Annotated in this window: 14 protein-coding genes; 5 read left to right on the forward strand and 9 right to left on the reverse strand. The window is 74.7% G+C overall.

Annotated features, from left to right (window positions below; all coding sequences use genetic code 11):
• Positions 1–575 precede the first annotated feature (575 nt).
• Complete coding sequence (locus tag OG617_RS03285; protein ID WP_405098529.1) at positions 576–2,078, forward strand: GH1 family beta-glucosidase; 1,503 nt, start codon at positions 576–578, stop codon at positions 2,076–2,078.
• Positions 2,079–2,188: 110 nt separating this feature from the next.
• Here OG617_RS03285 and OG617_RS03290 read toward each other — a convergent pair whose 3' ends face one another.
• From OG617_RS03290 to OG617_RS03300, 3 genes are all read right to left on the reverse strand, one after another.
• Positions 2,189–2,602 carry a roadblock/LC7 domain-containing protein gene (locus OG617_RS03290; RefSeq protein WP_396682321.1) on the reverse strand — a complete coding sequence of 138 codons (414 nt, stop codon included), beginning with the start codon at positions 2,600–2,602 and terminating at the stop codon, positions 2,189–2,191.
• A 5-nt stretch (positions 2,603–2,607) separates the two neighbouring features.
• Positions 2,608–5,136, reverse strand: coding sequence for a nitrate- and nitrite sensing domain-containing protein (locus OG617_RS03295; RefSeq protein ID WP_405098531.1), 2,529 nt, complete (start codon positions 5,134–5,136; stop codon positions 2,608–2,610).
• A 213-nt stretch (positions 5,137–5,349) separates the two neighbouring features.
• Positions 5,350–6,762, reverse strand: coding sequence for an FGGY family carbohydrate kinase (locus OG617_RS03300; RefSeq protein ID WP_405098533.1), 1,413 nt, complete (start codon positions 6,760–6,762; stop codon positions 5,350–5,352).
• 281 nt (positions 6,763–7,043) lie between these two features.
• On the opposite strand from OG617_RS03300, the gene OG617_RS03305 reads away from it, so the two are divergent.
• Positions 7,044–8,993, forward strand: a complete 1,950-nt coding sequence (locus tag OG617_RS03305; RefSeq protein ID WP_405098535.1) for a chorismate-binding protein — start codon at positions 7,044–7,046, stop codon at positions 8,991–8,993.
• A 94-nt stretch (positions 8,994–9,087) separates the two neighbouring features.
• Here the strand turns inward: OG617_RS03305 and wrbA are convergent, their stop codons facing one another.
• Positions 9,088–9,708, reverse strand: a complete 621-nt coding sequence (gene wrbA / locus OG617_RS03310; RefSeq protein WP_405098537.1) for an NAD(P)H:quinone oxidoreductase — start codon at positions 9,706–9,708, stop codon at positions 9,088–9,090.
• A gap of 109 nt (positions 9,709–9,817) precedes the next feature.
• Between wrbA and OG617_RS03315 the strand changes: the two genes are divergently transcribed.
• Together OG617_RS03315 and OG617_RS03320 are read left to right on the forward strand one after the other, a co-directional pair.
• Complete coding sequence (locus tag OG617_RS03315; RefSeq protein ID WP_405098539.1) at positions 9,818–10,306, forward strand: GNAT family N-acetyltransferase; 489 nt, start codon at positions 9,818–9,820, stop codon at positions 10,304–10,306.
• A gap of 60 nt (positions 10,307–10,366) precedes the next feature.
• Entirely contained in the window at positions 10,367–10,957 is a 591-nt protein-coding gene (locus OG617_RS03320; protein WP_405098541.1) for an HAD family hydrolase, read from the forward strand.
• 231 nt (positions 10,958–11,188) lie between these two features.
• Here OG617_RS03320 and OG617_RS03325 read toward each other — a convergent pair whose 3' ends face one another.
• Both OG617_RS03325 and OG617_RS03330 read right to left on the reverse strand, forming a co-directional pair.
• A complete protein-coding gene (locus tag OG617_RS03325) occupies positions 11,189–11,557 on the reverse strand; it encodes a DUF3037 domain-containing protein (RefSeq protein ID WP_405098543.1) in 369 nt (122 codons plus the stop codon).
• Positions 11,554–12,312, reverse strand: a complete 759-nt coding sequence (locus OG617_RS03330) for a HipA family kinase (RefSeq protein WP_405098545.1) — start codon at positions 12,310–12,312, stop codon at positions 11,554–11,556. Before OG617_RS03330 ends, OG617_RS03325 begins: the two co-directional genes overlap by 4 nt.
• A 102-nt stretch (positions 12,313–12,414) precedes the next feature.
• Between OG617_RS03330 and OG617_RS03335 the strand changes: the two genes are divergently transcribed.
• Complete coding sequence (locus tag OG617_RS03335) at positions 12,415–13,572, forward strand: winged helix DNA-binding domain-containing protein (RefSeq protein WP_405098547.1); 1,158 nt, start codon at positions 12,415–12,417, stop codon at positions 13,570–13,572.
• Positions 13,573–13,591: 19 nt separating this feature from the next.
• Here OG617_RS03335 and OG617_RS03340 read toward each other — a convergent pair whose 3' ends face one another.
• Genes OG617_RS03340 through OG617_RS03350 form a run of 3 tightly spaced genes read right to left on the reverse strand, consistent with a single transcriptional unit; the run spans position 13,592 to position 15,715 of the window.
• A complete protein-coding gene (locus OG617_RS03340) occupies positions 13,592–14,089 on the reverse strand; it encodes a hypothetical protein (RefSeq protein WP_405098549.1) in 498 nt (165 codons plus the stop codon).
• Positions 14,034–15,035: a MerR family transcriptional regulator gene (locus OG617_RS03345; protein WP_405098551.1), complete on the reverse strand. Its 1,002-nt coding sequence runs from the start codon at positions 15,033–15,035 to the stop codon at positions 14,034–14,036. Before OG617_RS03345 ends, OG617_RS03340 begins: the two co-directional genes overlap by 56 nt.
• On the reverse strand, positions 15,029–15,715 hold the full coding sequence (locus OG617_RS03350; RefSeq protein ID WP_405104091.1) for a HEAT repeat domain-containing protein: 687 nt from the start codon (positions 15,713–15,715) through the stop codon (positions 15,029–15,031). The genes OG617_RS03345 and OG617_RS03350 overlap by 7 nt, the downstream gene beginning before the upstream one ends.
• Positions 15,716–16,106 lie beyond the last annotated feature (391 nt).

Genomic DNA, 16,106 nt, shown 5'->3' on the forward strand with positions numbered 1-16,106 from the left:
CGTGACGGGCGTTACAGTCGCTGCATCATCGATGGGAGCGCTTCCATCGATGGAGATCCACGGAAGATGTCGACCGGGGTCGTCGCTCCGCGACGCTCCCGAGACACTGCCCGAAGGCTGACGGCGGGCCAGCCCGGACGCCGCCGCCAGCCACCACCCACCGGCAATGGAGGGAGGTGGAACCAGAGCCACTCGCGTGGCCCGGCTCCCGCGCGGCACGCACGGCAGGACGCCAATTCCACTCGTGCGTGTTTGCATCGAAGGTGGGGACGGGGGTTGCCCTCCCCCGTCCCCACACTAAACCCCCTGCCACGATGGGAAAAGAGGCCGACGGGCCAGGCGTGCCACGCCGCCCGGCCGGCCTCGTTCGCTATCGGCACGCCGGCTGCGCCCACGTGCCCTCGACCGCCGCCCGGCAGCACCTCACCTGCGCGTTCGCGCAACCGGCCGCGCGCCGAAACATCCCGCACAGCAGAGCCGACCCGGCACGGTCGCGGTCGGCCGCCCCCGCCTGCCCTATGCTGGGAGCGCTCCCGGCCGGTTGCGGCGGGCACCCACCCCAAGGAGAAGGCCCCATGTCGATGCTCACCCGGCGGCGGCTGCTCAGCCCCGCCGCACTTTCCGCCACCGCCGGAACCACCGGCACCGGCCCGCGCGCCGGCGCCCTCGCGACCGCTGGCGCCGCGGTCGCCGGTGGTCCGGTCGCCGGCGGCGGAACCGGGGCGGACCCCGACACCGACCCGACCGACCGGCCCCGGGGCGCGCTGCGCTTCCCGACCGGCTTCGGCTGGGGCGCGGCCACCTCGGCGTACCAGATCGAGGGCGCCGCCAAGGAGGACGGCCGGGGCGAATCCGTCTGGGACACCTTCAGCCGCACCCCCGGCCGCACCCGCAACGGCGACACCGGCGACGTGGCCGCCGATCACTACCACCGCTACGCCGACGACCTCGACCTGATGCGCGACCTGGGGCTGCGCAGCTACCGGTTCTCCATCTCCTGGCCGCGCATCCAGGCCGACGGCACCGGCGCGGTCAACCAGCGCGGCCTCGACTTCTACCGCCGGCTGGTCGACGGGCTGCACGAGCGGGGCATCTCGCCGATGGCCACCCTGTTCCACTGGGACCTGCCGCAGGCGTTGCAGGACGCCGGCGGCTGGGAGAACCGGGACACCGCGTACCGGTTCGCCGAGTACGCCGACGCGGTCTTCCGGGGCCTCGGCGACCAGGTGCCGGTCTGGCTCACCATCAACGAGCCGAAGACCGTGGTGCAGAACGGCTACCTGTTCGGCCACCACGCCCCCGGCTTCCAGGACCCGCGGGCGGCGTACCTGGTCGCCCACCACCTCCAGCTCGCCCACGGGCTGGCCGTGCGGGCGCTGCGCGCCACCGGCAGCGCCGGCCGGATCGGCCCCGCGCTCAACCTGCACCCCTGCTACCCCGCCGACGGCAGCCCCGAGGCCGCCCGCGCCGCGCGCCTCTACGACGGGTACGAGAACCGCCTCTACCTCGACTCGATCCTCAAGGGCAGCTACCCGGCCGACGTGCTCGACGACCTCGGCGCCGACAGCCGGCTCGCCCGGGGCGTCGCCGACGGCGACCTGGAGATCATCTCCTCGCCGATCGACCTGCTCGCGGTGCAGTACTACACCCCGTACTACGTCACCGGCGACGGCGCAACGGTCACGCGCTGGCCCACCTCGCAGGCGGACTGGCAGCAGATCTACCCGGACGGCATGTACGACATCCTGACCCGGGTCACCCGCGACTACGGCCCGGTCCCGCTGACCGTCACCGAGAACGGCCTGCCGCAGGCGGACACGCTCTCCGCCGACGGCACGGTCGACGACGCCGGACGGATCAGCTTCCTGCGCGACCACATCGCCGCCGCGCACCGGGCCGTCTCCGACGGGGTGCCGCTGGAGAGCTACCACGTCTGGTCGCTGCTGGACAACTTCGAGTGGGCCGAGGGGTACGACCAGCGCTGGGGCCTGATCTACGTGGACTACCCCACCCAGCGCCGGGTGCCCAAGCGCAGCGCGCACTGGTACCGCGAGGTGATCCGGGCCAACGGCCTCTAGCCCGACGGCAAGCCACCTGGGCGGGCGCGGCCATGCCGCGCCCGCCCGGGTGGCGTCCGGTGCTCGCGTCGTCCCGACCCCGCCGGGCGGGGCCGGGACGACGGACGGGGTCAGCGGGGCAGCGCCTGCTGGAGTTCGGCCCGCAGCGCCGGGGTGAGCATCTCGCCGGTCTGCTTGGCCAGCCGGGCCATCTCGTAGCCGACCACGCCGATGTCGGCGTCCCCGGCCGCCAGGGTGGCCAGGATCGAGCCGTCGCGGATCTGCATCACCAGGAAGTACCCGCGGCCCATCTCCACCACCGTCTGCTTGACGATGTCGTCGTCGAACATCTGCGCCGCCCCGGCGGCGATGCTCATCAGGCCCGAGGTGACCGCGGCGAGCTTGTCGGCGTTGTCGCGGGGCAGGTGGTCGGAGATCGCCACCAGCAGCCCGTCGGACGAGACCACGATCGCGTGCGCCACACCGGGCACCCGCTGCGCGAACCCGCTCACCAGCCAGCTCAGGTCCCGGGCCTCCTGGCTCAACGTCATCACTGTTGTCCCCCTTCGGTGCTCCCGCCGGCCGGCGGCAAGCTGATCTCGGTGGTCTCCTCAGCCTCGGCCCGCCGCACCCCGCTGTAAAGCCGGGACAGCATGCCGCCGACGGCTTCCGGGTCCGGGTCGTGCCGTGGAGTCGGCTTCTGTGGCCGGGCGGACCGCGTCACGGCGGACAGCTGCGCCATCGGCACCCGCACCGGCAGGCCTCGCTCGTTGGTGCCCCCGGTGACCGGGACCGCCGGGGGCGCCGGGGCCGCCGGGGCGACGCCCGTGGTCGGGCCCTCCCGCGACCACCAGCCGCCCCCGCCGTCCGCGGGCACCCCGGCGGCCGGGGCAAGCACGTCATCCGCCCGCACCGGCACCGGCCGGGACTGCCGCGGCGCGGTCACGCGGCGCTGCCGGCGGCCGGCCACCGGCAGCTCACCCGGGGCCGCCGGGCCGCCGTCGCCGGCCCGGCCCGCGACGGCGCCGCCCGGCTCCGCGGACCCGGCGAACCCCGACGGGACGGCAACGGCGAAGCCGGCCCGCACGGGCCCTGGGACGCCGTTCCGCGCGGCAACGGCCCCGCCCGGGCGGGCCGTCGGGGCCAGCGTGGTGGTCAGCATCCGCCGCGACGGCGGCGGGTCGAGCTGGGCCGGCGGGGCGCCGGTGAGCAGGGTCGCCGGGATCCGGACCAGGGCCACCAGGCCGTCCTCGCGGGGGTGCAGGCGCACCTGCACCGCGTGCCGGGCGGCCAGGTGGCTCACCACGAACAGGCCCATCCGCTCGGACGCCGCGACGTCGGCGGCCGGCGGGGACGCCAGCACCTCGTTCGCCTCGGCCAGCGCGGCCTGGCTCATCCCGAGCCCCCGGTCGGTCAGCTCCACCAGGGCGCCGAGGCCCTCGGGGCGGGCGGCGACCAGCACGACGGTGTCCGGCCGGGAGAACGCGGTGGCGTTCTCCAACAGCTCGGCGAACAGGTGCACCAGGTCGCCGATGACGTGCCCGACGATGTGCAGGTCGGCCACCTGCTCGCGGTGTACCCGCTGGTATTGCTCGATCTCGGCGCTCGCGGCCAGCAGCACGGCGGCGAGACTCACCGGACGGTTCCACCGCCGGGTCGACTCGCTGCCGGCGAGCACCAACAGGCTCTCGTCGTTGCGCCGCAGCCGGGCGGCGAGGTGGTCGAGCCGGAACAGGTTCTCCAGTTGGTCCGGGTCGCTCTCGTCGCGTTCCAGGCCGTCGAGGAGTTCGAGCTGCCGCTCCACCAGCACCTGGCTGCGCCGGGCCAGGTTGACGAACATCAGGTTGACGTTGCGCCGCATGGTCGCCTGCTCCACCGCGACGCTGACCGCGCTGCGGTGCACCGCGACGAACGCCTCGGCCAGCTCGCCGATCTCGTCCAGCGAGCGGACCACCGCCGGCGGCACCTCGATGTCGGACACCCCGCTGTTGACCTGCCGCAGCTGGTCCAGGGCTTCGGGCAGGTCGATCTGGGCGATCCGCAGCGCCTGGCCGCGAAGCAACCGCATCGAGCGGGCGACGGACCGCCCGACCAGCACCGAGATCAGCAGGGCGACCAGCAGCACCGTGCCGATCCCGCCGACCACCAGCAGGGTGGTCCGCAACTGGCCGGATCTGGCGTCATCGGCCTGGGTCACCGCGTCGCCGAGGACGCCGACCTCCAGCTGTCGCAGCCGATCCTGGCGCAGCTCGCTGGCCGCCCACCACTGCGACGCGTTCAGCACCAGGGGCGCGGCGCCGCCGCTGGGCAGGCTCTGCTCCTCCAGCTTCGTGGCGGCGGCGAGGTCCGGCTCCGCCGACGCCGCGTCGTACCGGCGGATCTGGTCAGTGGTGGCGGCCACCCGGAACGCGCCGAGGGCGGTGAGCTGCTGGGCCCGCAGGTCGGTCAGCTCGACCTGGTCCGCCACTCCGTACCGGCCGGCGCGGGCGGCGGCGTAGAGCTCGGCGCGGACCCGGGAGGACAGCTCCTTGACCCGGGCGAGCTGGACGTAGCGCAGCACGCTGTCGTTGAGCACCCGCTGGCCCTCCCCCGGCGAGGGCTGGGCGAGCAGGGTCAGCAGCGCGTCGACCGCCCGGTGGTAGTTGCCGAGGATGGTGTCGCTGGCCAGCACCGCCGGGGGCACGGTCGCCCGGATGTAGATCACCTGGTCGTACGCCTCCAGCGCCTGCGAGTAGGCGACCTGCCAGGCGGCGTCGGCGTCGGCCAGCGGGCCGGCCGCCCGCCGCAGCTCCCGCACGGCGGCGTCGCTGGCGGCGTGCAACGGCCGCAGCGCGGCGATCGTGGCGTCCCGGTCGGCCCGGCCGCCGACCCGGCGCAGCTCGGCCAGCTCACCAGCGGTGCGGTCGCGTTCCTGCTGGAGCTGGTGCACCACGGCGGTGATCTCCCGGCCGATGTCGACCTGCCGGGCGAAGTCGCTCAACGCGGTGGTCTGCCCGACCAGCCCCCGGGTCTGCACCCCGGCCAGCACCAGGAACGCCACCGAGGGGACGACGAGCACCGTGACGAGCTTCGTCCCCATTCGCCAGTCCCGCAGCCGAAACGGCGAGCGGCGGCGGTGCGGCACCACGCGGACGTCGAACCGGCGCCGACTGTGGCTGGACACTCCACTGTCGCCCGGATCGGGACCTACGCCCACACATGCCTCCTAGGCCCTCGCGTCCGCCGCATCGGGGAGCGGGGTCCATCCAACCAGGCAGGCCGGCGCTGTCAACGGGCTCACCTGAACAGAAGATCAGGAAGGATACTGGGGGCCGCGCGGACCTGACGGGGTCGGTGAGGCCACCTCATCCGTCCGGCCGATGTCGCGAAGCGCCACCGGCTCGTCCAGCCGGCCAAGCGCCACCCGGGCCGCGCCGGTCGCGCCGATCTCCGGGTCGGGCCGGTAGCGCACCCGGCGGGGCGCCAGGACGGCCGCGAACGACTCCCGCCACCACCCGGACGCGGCCAGCGCGCCGCCGCCCAGCACCACCTCGACCGGCCCGTCCACGGTGGATTCCAGCTCGGTCAGGTCGGCGGCGACCAGCCGGCAGATCCCGGACATCAGTCCGGCGAGGATGTCGACCGCTCCAGTGTCGAGGCTCAGCCCGCGCAGCTCGCCGGAGCCGGCCGGGGCCTGCCCGGGCGGCCGGTCGCCGCCGAAGCGCGGATTGGCCGACACCCCGCCGCCCGGGGTGATCCGGGCCAGCGCGGCGTCCAGCGCGGCGCCCTCGGGCAGCCGCAGCTCCCGCCCGGCCCAGGCGAACAGGTTGCCGCCGCTGGAGTACGCCGCCCCGGTGACCACGTATTCGTAGTCGACCCGGTACCGCCACAGCCCGGCGGGCAGCGGCGGCAGCTCCGCGCCGGCCGGCACGGCCTGGACCAGCCGGACGGCCGTGGACGTGCCGACGGTCACCGCCGCCCGGCCCGGGCCCACCGCGCCGGAGCCGACGTTCGAGGCGGCCCCGTCCCCCACCGGCGCGGCCCAGGCCGCGTCGGTGAGCTGCGGCCAGCGGCGGGCGTGCTCCGGCCGCAGCCGGCCCCGCCAGCCGTCGGGGGCCAGCTCGGGCAGCTCCCCCGGGCCCGCGCCGGCCAGCTCGCACGCCTCGGCGTCCCAGGTCAGCGTGTTCAGGTCGAGCAGCCCGGTGCCGGAGGCCTCGGACACCGACATCGGGGCCGCGTCGAGCAGGGCGCCGAGCACGAACCCGGCCAGGCCGATGAAGCGGGCCGGCGGGGTCGAGGTGCGCTCCCGCAGCCAGGGCAGCCGGACCGACCAGTAGCAGCGGTGCCACCAGGTGCCGGTGCGCCGGTGGTAGGCGGCCTCGTCGGCCGGGCCGGTCGCGCCGGCCAGCGGCTCCGGGCGGGTGTCCAGCCAGGTGAGCACCGGACCGAGCGGCTCGCCGGCCCGGTCCACCGGCAACACCGAGTGCCACTGGGCGGAGACGGCGACCAGCCCGACGTCGCGCAGGTGACCGCCGGCGGCCAGCTCGTCCAGGCACTCGGCGAGGCAGGCCAGGTAGGTGAGGCCGTCCAGGGTGCCGGCGCCGTCGTCGTCGACGGTGAGGCGCATCTTGCGGCGGGCGAGGGCGCCGGGCCGCGGGGTCGCGCCGGTGTCCAGCACGAGACCCCGCACCGAGGAGGTGCCCAGGTCGAGGGCGAGGATGTCCATCGTCGATCACCGTACCCGCCGGTCGGCGTGGCGGCCCGCCGGTCCGCGTCACCGCAGGTGGCCGCCGGCTGGTCCCGTACCCCGGGATCGGGTTCCGGGCGGGCGGCGGCGCGCGTAGGGTGATCGCATGCCCGCGCACCCGACCTGCTGGTGGCCCGCCGACCCGGCGGTCCACCCCCGCGCGTAGCTTCCCACGCGGCCGCCTGACGAGGCGGTCGCCGGTTCTCTCCCCCGGCCCAGGGCCGCCCCCGACGGCGACGCCCGGCCCCAGGAGAAACCCGATGACCAGCCCGCACGACCTGCTCGCCGCCGTCGCCCGCGGCGTCGACCCCGGCCCCTTCGCGCTCGTGCGCCGCGAGGGCGCCGACCATCTGGAGCTTTTCACCGGCACGGTACGTCCCGTCGAGCGGCTCGCCGACGTCCCGCTGCCCGACGGGCCGCCCGGTCCCCGCACCCTGGCGCTGGTGCCCTACCGGCAGGTCACCGAGCGCGGGTTCGACTGCGTGGACGACGGCACCCCGCTGGAGTGCCTGGAGATCGCCGGGCACGCCCGGTTACCCCTGGCCGACGCGCTCGCCGCCCTGCCCGACGCCCCGGTGGCCACCGCCGACGCCGGGTTCGACATCGCCGACGCCGAGTACGCCGACATCGTCGCCCGGGTGCTGGCCGAGGAGATCGGCCGGGGCGAGGGGGCGAACTTCGTCATCCACCGCACCCTGCGGGCCGCGGTGCAGGGCTCCCCGCTGGTCGCCGCCCTGGCCGCGCTGCGCCGGCTGCTGCTGCGCGAGCGGGGCGCGTACTGGACGTTCGTGGTGCACACCGGGACGCGGATCCTGGTCGGGGCCAGCCCGGAGCGGCACGTCAGCGTCGACGACGGGCTGGTCATGATGAACCCGATCAGCGGCACCTTCAGGCACGGCGGGACGGCGGACCGGGCGGCGCTGCTGCGCTTCCTCACCGACCCGAAGGAGATCGACGAGCTGTACATGGTGCTCGACGAGGAGCTGAAGATGATGGCCCGCGTCGCCGAGCGCGGCGGGCAGGTCGTCGGCCCGTACCTCAAGGAGATGTCCCACCTGGCGCACACCGAGTACCTGCTGGCCGGACAGGGCCGCCTGGACGTGCGGGACGTGCTGCGGGAGACGATGTTCGCCCCCACCGTCACCGGCAGCCCGATGGAGAACGCCTGCCGGGTGATCGCCCGGCACGAGACGACCGGGCGGCGCTACTACGCCGGGGTGCTGGCCCTGCTGGGCCGCGACGACGCCGGCCGGCAGACCCTGGACGCGCCGATCCTGATCCGGACCGCCGAGATCTCCCCCGCCGGCGAGCTGCGGGTGCCGGTCGGGGCGACCCTGGTGCGCCACTCCACGCCCGAGGGCGAGGTGGCCGAGACCCACGCCAAGGCCGCCGGGGTGCTGGCCGCCCTCGGCCTGCGCCCCGACGCCCCCGACCCGGGCCCCGGCCCGGTCGAGCGGCTCGCCGACGACCCGGAGGTACAGGCGGCGCTGGCCGCCCGCAACGCCCCGCTGGCCCGGTTCTGGCTGGACCAGCGGCCCACGGGGGCGCTGGCGCTGCCCGGGCTGACCGGCCGCCGGGCGCTGATCGTGGACGGCGAGGACACCTTCACGGGCATGCTCGCCCACCAGCTACGCGCCCTCGGGCTGGCCGTCGAGCTGACCCCGTGGCACCGCGCCGCCGACGACGGGTACGACCTGGTGGTGGCCGGCCCCGGGCCGGGTGACCCGCGCGCGGTGGACGAGCCGAAGATGGCCGCCCTGCGCGGCCTGCTCGCCGGGCGGCTCGCCGCCGCCGCCCCCACCCTGGCGGTGTGCCTGAGCCACCAGCTCCTGGCCGGGCTGCTCGGGCTGCCGCTGCGCCGCCGGGACGCGCCCTACCAGGGGTTGCAGCGGGACGTCACGGTGTTCGGCACCAGCCGGCGGGTCGGGTTCTACTCCACCTTCACCCCCGTCGCCGACGCCGACCGGGTGGCCACCGCGTACGGGCCGGTGGAGCTGTCCCGGGACCCCGTCGACCACGCGGTGCACGCGCTGCGCGGACCCGGCTTCGCCGGGGTGCAGTTCCACCCCGAGTCGGTGCTCAGCCGCGACGGCCTGGCGGTGCTGGCCGACCTGCTCGGGCACCTGCTGTCGGTGCCACCGGGCCGGGCGCCGGCCCACGCGCACCCGGCGCCGGCCGGTTCGGCGCATGGGCCCGCCGACCGGGGGTAGGGACGCCAGCGACCGGTGGGCGGAACGGGTACGGACCGGTGGGCGGAACGGGTACGAGAGCCCCCGTCCGGCCACCGGTCGCTCGACGAGAGGGTCAGCTGGCGGCCAGGCCCTTCTTCAGAGCCGCGCCGATCCGCACCGCCCGCTTCGCGGTCAGCGCCGTCGCGCCGAGCGCCACGGCGTCCGGGGCGACCTCGCCGTTGTTGCTGGTGTGCGAGGCGCCGTACGGGTTTCCGGCGATGAACTGGCTCGGGTCGGTGTAGCCGGGGGTGACCACGACGCCGCCCCAGTGGTAGAAGATCGTCAGCAGCGACAGCAGCGTGGACTCCTGCCCGCCGTGCGTGGTCGCCGTCGAGGTGAACGCGGAGTACACCCTGTCCGCCAGCGCCCCGTTCGCCCACAGCGGCCCGGTGGTGTCGATGAACTGCTTGAGCTGCGCGGCGATCATGCCGTACCGGGTCGGCGAGCCGAAGATCACCACGTCGGCCCAGGACAGATCGTCGGGCTCGGCCTCCATGACCTCCTGGGTCTCCAGGCGGTGCGCCTGCCACCCCGAGTTGGAGCGGATCGCCTCGTCCGGCGCCAGCTCACGCACCTTGCGCAGGCGGACCTCCGCACCGGCCTCCCCGGCGGCCTCGGCAGCCGCGACCGCCATCTGGTACGTGATGCCGGTCGCGCTGTAGTAGATCACCGCGACCTTGATCTGGCCGTCCATCAGATGTTCCTCTCCTCGGTTCAGGTCAGCTCCGGCGCCTACCCGTTCCCCGCGACGTCAAACGCCGGGTCGGTGCCGCCGCCGGGCCGCGCGCTGGCATGCTCGACGCATGCTGATCAGGGAGGCCACCGCCGCCGACTGGCCCGAGATCTGGCCGTTCCTGCGGCGGATCGTGGCCGCCGGTGAGACGTACACCTGGCCCCGGGACGTCGACGAGGCGACCGCCCGGCGGCTGTGGCTGCCCGGCCCGCCCGCCCGGGCGGTTGTCGCCGTCGACGACGCCGGGACGGTGCTGGGGACGGCGAAGCTGGCCCCCAACCAGCTCGGCCCCGGCAATCACGTGGCCAACGCGAGCTTCATGGTCTCCCCGGCCGCCGCCGGGCGCGGGGTGGGCCGGGCGCTGGGCGCGCACGTGCTGGACCTGGCCCGGGCCGAGGGCTACCGGGCGATGCAGTTCAACGCGGTGGTGGCCAGCAACGAGCGGGCGGTGGCGCTGTGGCGGTCCCTCGGCTTCGCGGTGGTCGGCCGGATCCCCGAGGGCTTCCGGCACCCGAGCCGGGGGTACGTCGACCTGCTCGTCATGCACCGCCGGCTCTGACCGTCGGCGGCCGACCCCACGCGGAGACAGGTGGGCACGGGCGCGCTATAGCCTGTGCCGGTGATCCTGCCCCTGCCCGACGGCGACTTCCAGGCGTACCTGTTCGACTGCGACGGCACCATCGTCGACTCGATGCCCCAGCACCACGCCACCTGGCGGCAGGCCCTCGCCGAGTGGGGCTGCGACCTCCCCGAGGAACTCTTCTACGCCTGGGCCGGCCGGACGGTGGCCGACATCGTCGCCGACCTCAACGAGCGGCACGGCCTGGCCATGCCGGTGGGGGCCGTCGCCGCCCGCCAGGTGGCCCTGTACCAGCAGCTCCTGCCGACGGCAGCCGGCGTGCCCGGGGTGCTGCGGCACATCGAGGACGCCCACGGGCGGATCCCGTTCGCGGTGGTGTCGGGCAGCACCCGCGAGTCCGTCACCGCCTCCCTGTCCGCGCTCGACCTCCTCGACAGGTTCGACGTGCTGGTCTGCGCCGGGGACTACGCCCGGCCCAAGCCCGACCCGGAGGGGTTCCTGCTCGCCGCGCGGCTGCTCGGCGTACCCCCGCGGTCCTGCCTGGTCTTCGAGGACGCCGACCTGGGCATCCAGGCCGCCACCGCGGCGGGGATGGCCTCGGTGCGCGTGCCACAGCCCCGCCGGGGGTGACCGAAAGTGACCGGCCACTCAAGATTTGCGCAAGTTCCATGGTCGGCGGGCTCCGGCGGGCCTGGCGAGCGCCATCCTGAGCGGGCCGGCGCCGACGGCCAGGGGGCCGCCGCCCCGCGCCGGGCGACCTGAACGGGGGATCGCGCTCCGCCGGCGACGGGCCGGCGTAGCGCGATCAGGGGGACCGCCGCCGTCTCCGAACGGGTCCGACCGGGTCCGTGCGGAGCACGCTCAGCGGACCAGGGCGTCCAGCAGCCGGTCCAGTTCCGCCGCCGGGTCGGCGGTCAACCCGGTGTGCACCGGGCTGGTCTGGATCATCGTGCTGCGCGGCGCGGCCAGCCAGCGGAACCGCTCCCCGCGCTTCATCCGCCCCGACGGCCCGTCCCCGACACACGTCCGGTCCCAGGAGCCCAGCGCCGCCGCGACCTCGGCCAGGTCCACGTCCGGCGCGAGGGCCCGGACCCGGTCGGCGTCCAGGTGGGTACGCGCCGCGAGGAAGTCCCGCCCCTGGCAGTACAGGATCACCCCGACGTTGATCTGCTCGCCGCGCTCGATCCGGGGCACCAGCCGAATCACCGCGTACTCGAAGGGTTCTCTCACGCGGCGCTCCCCTGGGGCAGCCAGTCGGCGGTGCGCGCCACCCGGCGGGTGAGATGGTCGGCGTACGCGGCGCGGGCCGCGTCGGCGGAGTCGAAGTCCGGCCCGGCCAGCCAGGCGTCGGGGACCAGGGCCAGCACCTCGGCCAGCAGCCCGGGGGTGACCCGGGGCGCCAGGTCCGCGTCCGCCTCGGCCAGCCGGCTCGCGTACGGGGCGAGCACGTGGTCGTCGGCCCGGTACGCCCGGTGCACCGCCGCCTCGGCGCGCGGCCAGTTGTGGTGGAAGTACAGGCAGGCGCCGTGGTCGATCAGCCACAGCTCGCGGTGCCAGATCAGCAGGTTGGGGTTACGCCAGCTCCGGTCGACGTTCTCGGTGAACGCGTCGAACCACAGCACCCGGGACGCCAGCGCCGGGTCGACCGGGTGCGCCACCGGGTCGTAGCCGAGCGCGCCGGGCAGGAAGTCCATCCCGAGGTTCGGCCCGCCGCTGCCGCGCAGCAGCTCCTGCACCTCCTGGTCGGGCTCGGCCCGGCCGATCACCGGGTCGATGTCGAGCACCACCAGCCGGGGAACCGCCAGCCCGAGCCGGCGGGCCAGCTCGGCGCAGATCACCTCGGCGACCAGCGCCTTCGGCCCCTGCCCCGCCCCCCGGAACTTCGCCACGTACGTGCCGAGGTCGTCGGCCTCGACCACACCGGGCAGCGAGCCGCCCTCGCGTAGGGGGGTGACATACCGGATTCCGGTGACCTGACGGAGCACGAGCCCACCCTAACCGGGCCGGCACGGGGGCGCGCGGGCCCGGTGGGTGTCGGTGCCCGGTCCTATGCTGACCGTCGACCCGGATGGAAGGCGGCTGACCACGTGGCAACGAGCGGCGCGAGGACACGCACGGCGGCGGCACCGGCCGGGTCGGCGGAGCTGACCGGCGCGGAGGCGCTCGCGCTGCGGATGACCAGCCTGCTGCTGCGCCCCCACCCCACCGCCCGGCCCACCGACGTGGCCGGCGTGGTCGAGTGGTTCGGCGCGATGCAGGCGCAGGACGTGGCGAGCGGCATGTGGTCGCTCGGGCTGCGGCTGCCCGGCTGGACGCACGCCGACGTGCAGGCGGCGCTGGAGCGTCGGGAGGCGCTGCGCACCTGGCCGATGCGCGGCACCGTGCACCTGGTGCCGTCCCGGGACGCCCGCTGGATGCTGGAGGTGACCGGGGTGCGCATCCTGGACGCCGCCGGGCCCCGGCGGGCGATCCTCGGCCTCAGCCTGGAAGACGCCGACCGGGCCGCCGACGTGCTCGGCGGGGCGCTGGCCGGCGGCGTCCGGATGACCCGCTCGGAATGCCTGGGCACGCTCAACGCGGCCGGCATCGACACCACCGGGCAGCGCGGCTACCACCTGATCTGGTACGCGGCCCAGCGCGGCGTCACCTGCATCGCCCCGCACGTCGGCACCGAGCAGACCTTCACCCTGCTCGACGAGTGGGTGCCCGACCCGCACCGCCCCGACCGCGACGAGGCGCTGGGCATCCTGGCGCTGCGCTACTTCCGCAGCCACGGCCCCACCACCCGGAAGGACTTCGCCGGCTGGACGGGCCTGACCGCCGCCGACGCCAAGCGGGGCATCGCCGCCGCCGGGGCGGCGCTGACCACCGTGACGGTCGACGGAGTCGAGGCGGTGGTCGATCCGGCCCTGCTCGACGCGCCCCGGGAGCCGGTCGACGACGTGCACACCCTGCCCGGCTTCGACGAATACCTGCTGGGCTACAAGGACCGGTCGCTGATGCTCGACGCGGCGCACAAACAGGCGATCATCCCCGGCGCCAACGGGGTCTTCCAGTCCACGGTGGTGCGCGGCGGCCGGGTAGCCGGCACCTGGAAGCGGACGCTGACCAAGACGAAGGTGAAGGTCGCGGTGCGCCCGCTGGTCGACTTCGACGCGGCCACCCGGGCCCGGGTCGACGCGGCGCTGGAGGCGTACGCGACGTTCGTCGGGCTACCCCTGGCCGTCGACTGGGCCGCCGCCTGACCCACCGTGTTCGGTGTGGTCATTGCCGGGTCAGTCCGACGACGGCGGCGAGGCGGGCCACGTCGGCGGCGGTGGGGCCGGCGCGGAGCACTGCGGTAAGCGCGGTGTGGGCGGCGGGGCGGGTGCGGGTCTCGGCGGGGGCGATGCGGTCGGCGGTGACGAGGGCGCGTCCGGCGGCGCGGGGGTCACCGAGGTCGAGATGGGCGCGGGTGATGTCGATCAGGTGGGCGGCCCGGTGCTCGGCGGGGAGCTGGTGCCAGGCGTCGCCGCCGGTGGCCTGTCGGTGGGCGGTGACGGCCCGGTGGGGGTCGCCGAGGCGCATGGCGGTCAGGGCGCGGGCGAGTTCGACGGCGGTGGGGCCGAAGCCGATGCCGTCGTTGTCGTGATGGTGGTGGTGCCCGTGGGCGGTGGCGAGGTGGGCCGCGAAGCCGGCGATAACGAACGCGGGGACACCGCCATCACTACTCTTCGAGCACTCCCACGAGGGCCGAGGCGATGAGGGCGACAGCCCGGTCATCGTCGTGGGCCAATTGCCGCAGGACGCCCTGCGCGATGGTCGCCGGCATCTCGGCGAGTGCCTGGGTCAGGCGTATCCGCACCGCGGAGTCCGAAGCGTGTGCGGCGAGCTCGTCGACCAGTGCACTCATGATCCGGTCCCCGCACCCTGGGTCCAGTGACAACGCCCCCAGGACCTCGGCCGCCTCGACATCGTTCGTGCCCTCGACCACCATGCCGACGAGTGTCGGCACGGCTGCGGTCGCGCCACGCGTACCCAATGCCAGAGCAGCATGCCTGCGCACCGTCGTATCCGAGTCCCCGAGCGCGTCCGCGAGCACCGCGGTCGCCTCGTCACCGGGCATCTCGGCGATCGCCAGGACCGCGCGCCGCCGGATGTCGACGTCCTCCGAATACACGCCGCTCGCCACGCTCGCCACACCGTCACCGCCCGCCCGCGCGAGGGCCCACCGCAGGGCGCCGGCGACGTTCGGATCGGATTCGGCGAGGACCGCCCCAGCCAGCAGCTCGGTGGGAACCGGCACGTCCTCGGCCGGGGCCAGGACGGTCTGCTGTCGGCGCGCGGCACTGGGCGAGTTGAGCCCGTGCAGGAGCTCGACGATGCGCAGGACGCCCTGCCAGCCGGAGGGCGCCGAGGCATCGACCGTACGGAGCCGCTCGAGTAGCTCCTGCTCCCGCTTCAGTCGGTCTTCGGTCCGTCGGATGAGGTCGCCGACCAGTGCGGACGGCGCGAAGGCGGGATCCTCCAGAGCGCGTCCGATCTGTCGCAGCGACAGTCCCAGGGACCGCAGACTCTCCACGTGGAAGATCCGGCGAATGTCCTCGGCGGAGTACTCACGGTAGCCACCCACGGTGCGGCCTGTTGGTCGCACCAGCCCGAGGGAGTCGTAGTGCCGGAGCATCCGGGTACTCACCCCCGAGCGGCGTGCCACCTCGCCGATCAGCACGCTGTTCCCTCGGCCCGTTCCGGGCCGAGCGCGACGACCCGTATCGCCTCGCCGAGGGCTTGATCGAAACCGGCATCCGGGTCCCGTAGGAGCCGCTCCGTGGCGCGGGCATGCGCACGCACTGTCGGGTCGTCACTCGCCAGTCCCGTCCGCAGGGCCGGCTCGATCACGTCTCCGAGTGCGACGAGTGCTCGGCTGAGACTCAGTTGCACAAACCGGTCGCCGCGACCGAGTTGTGCGGCCAGCTCCGCGGCCAGCCCTCCCTGTTCCCCGGCGGGCACGAGGACGACGGCAGCACGCCATGCGCTTCGCGCGACCTCGTCGTCGGCGTCGTGCAGCAACGACCGCGTGATCGCGGGCCACACATTCCCGTCCCCGATCTTGGACAGCGTATGTAACGCCTGGCTTCGGGCCTGAGCGCGCTCGGAACGAAGCTCCGCGCGGAGTCTGGGCACCGTGATCTCCGACGGCAGGCGGGTCAACGCCCAGGTGAGCATGTCGCGCACGAAGAAGTCCGGCTCGATCGCGCACCGTGCCACGAGCGCATCGACGAGGCCAGGGTCGGCGTGCGTGCCAACCGCCAGAGCCGCCTGGAGCCGCGTCGACGAGTCTCCGGCGCCCAGCGCGTCGAGCAGGCGCGTGTCCTGTGAATTCCGGTGTGTCGAGTTGACGGGGACCACCTCCTGCACCCAGTGAAGACCCTGTCACAGTGTCAACGTCAAGTGCAGGATGCCCGGGCGAGCAGGGCCCAAGACGGAACGATCGCTACCGAGAAGACGTTCACACTCGGGGTCAGTGTCATTGCGTTGTCGCGGGTGCGGTCCCTGGTCGGCCGGGGACCGTGGCCCGGGGCGGAGCTGTGGGCGGGGCGGTCGATGCCGTGGGGCGGTGCCTTTGGAGCTGAGTCGTCCACGTCATCACCGCCGGTCGGGCCACCGCCGTCGCGTTACCCAACCGCCGTCGGGTCGTCGCCTACGGTCGCCGAGCACGGCGAGCGCGGCTGATGTCGTATCCGACTCAGCTCCATAGGCACCGAAAGGCATACCAGCCGTGGAGCGACGCCCACGCCAG

The sequence above is a fragment of the Micromonospora sp. NBC_01412 genome, from assembly GCF_045040215.1.
In the GTDB taxonomy this organism is placed as follows: Bacteria; Actinomycetota; Actinomycetes; order Mycobacteriales; family Micromonosporaceae; genus Micromonospora; species Micromonospora rubida.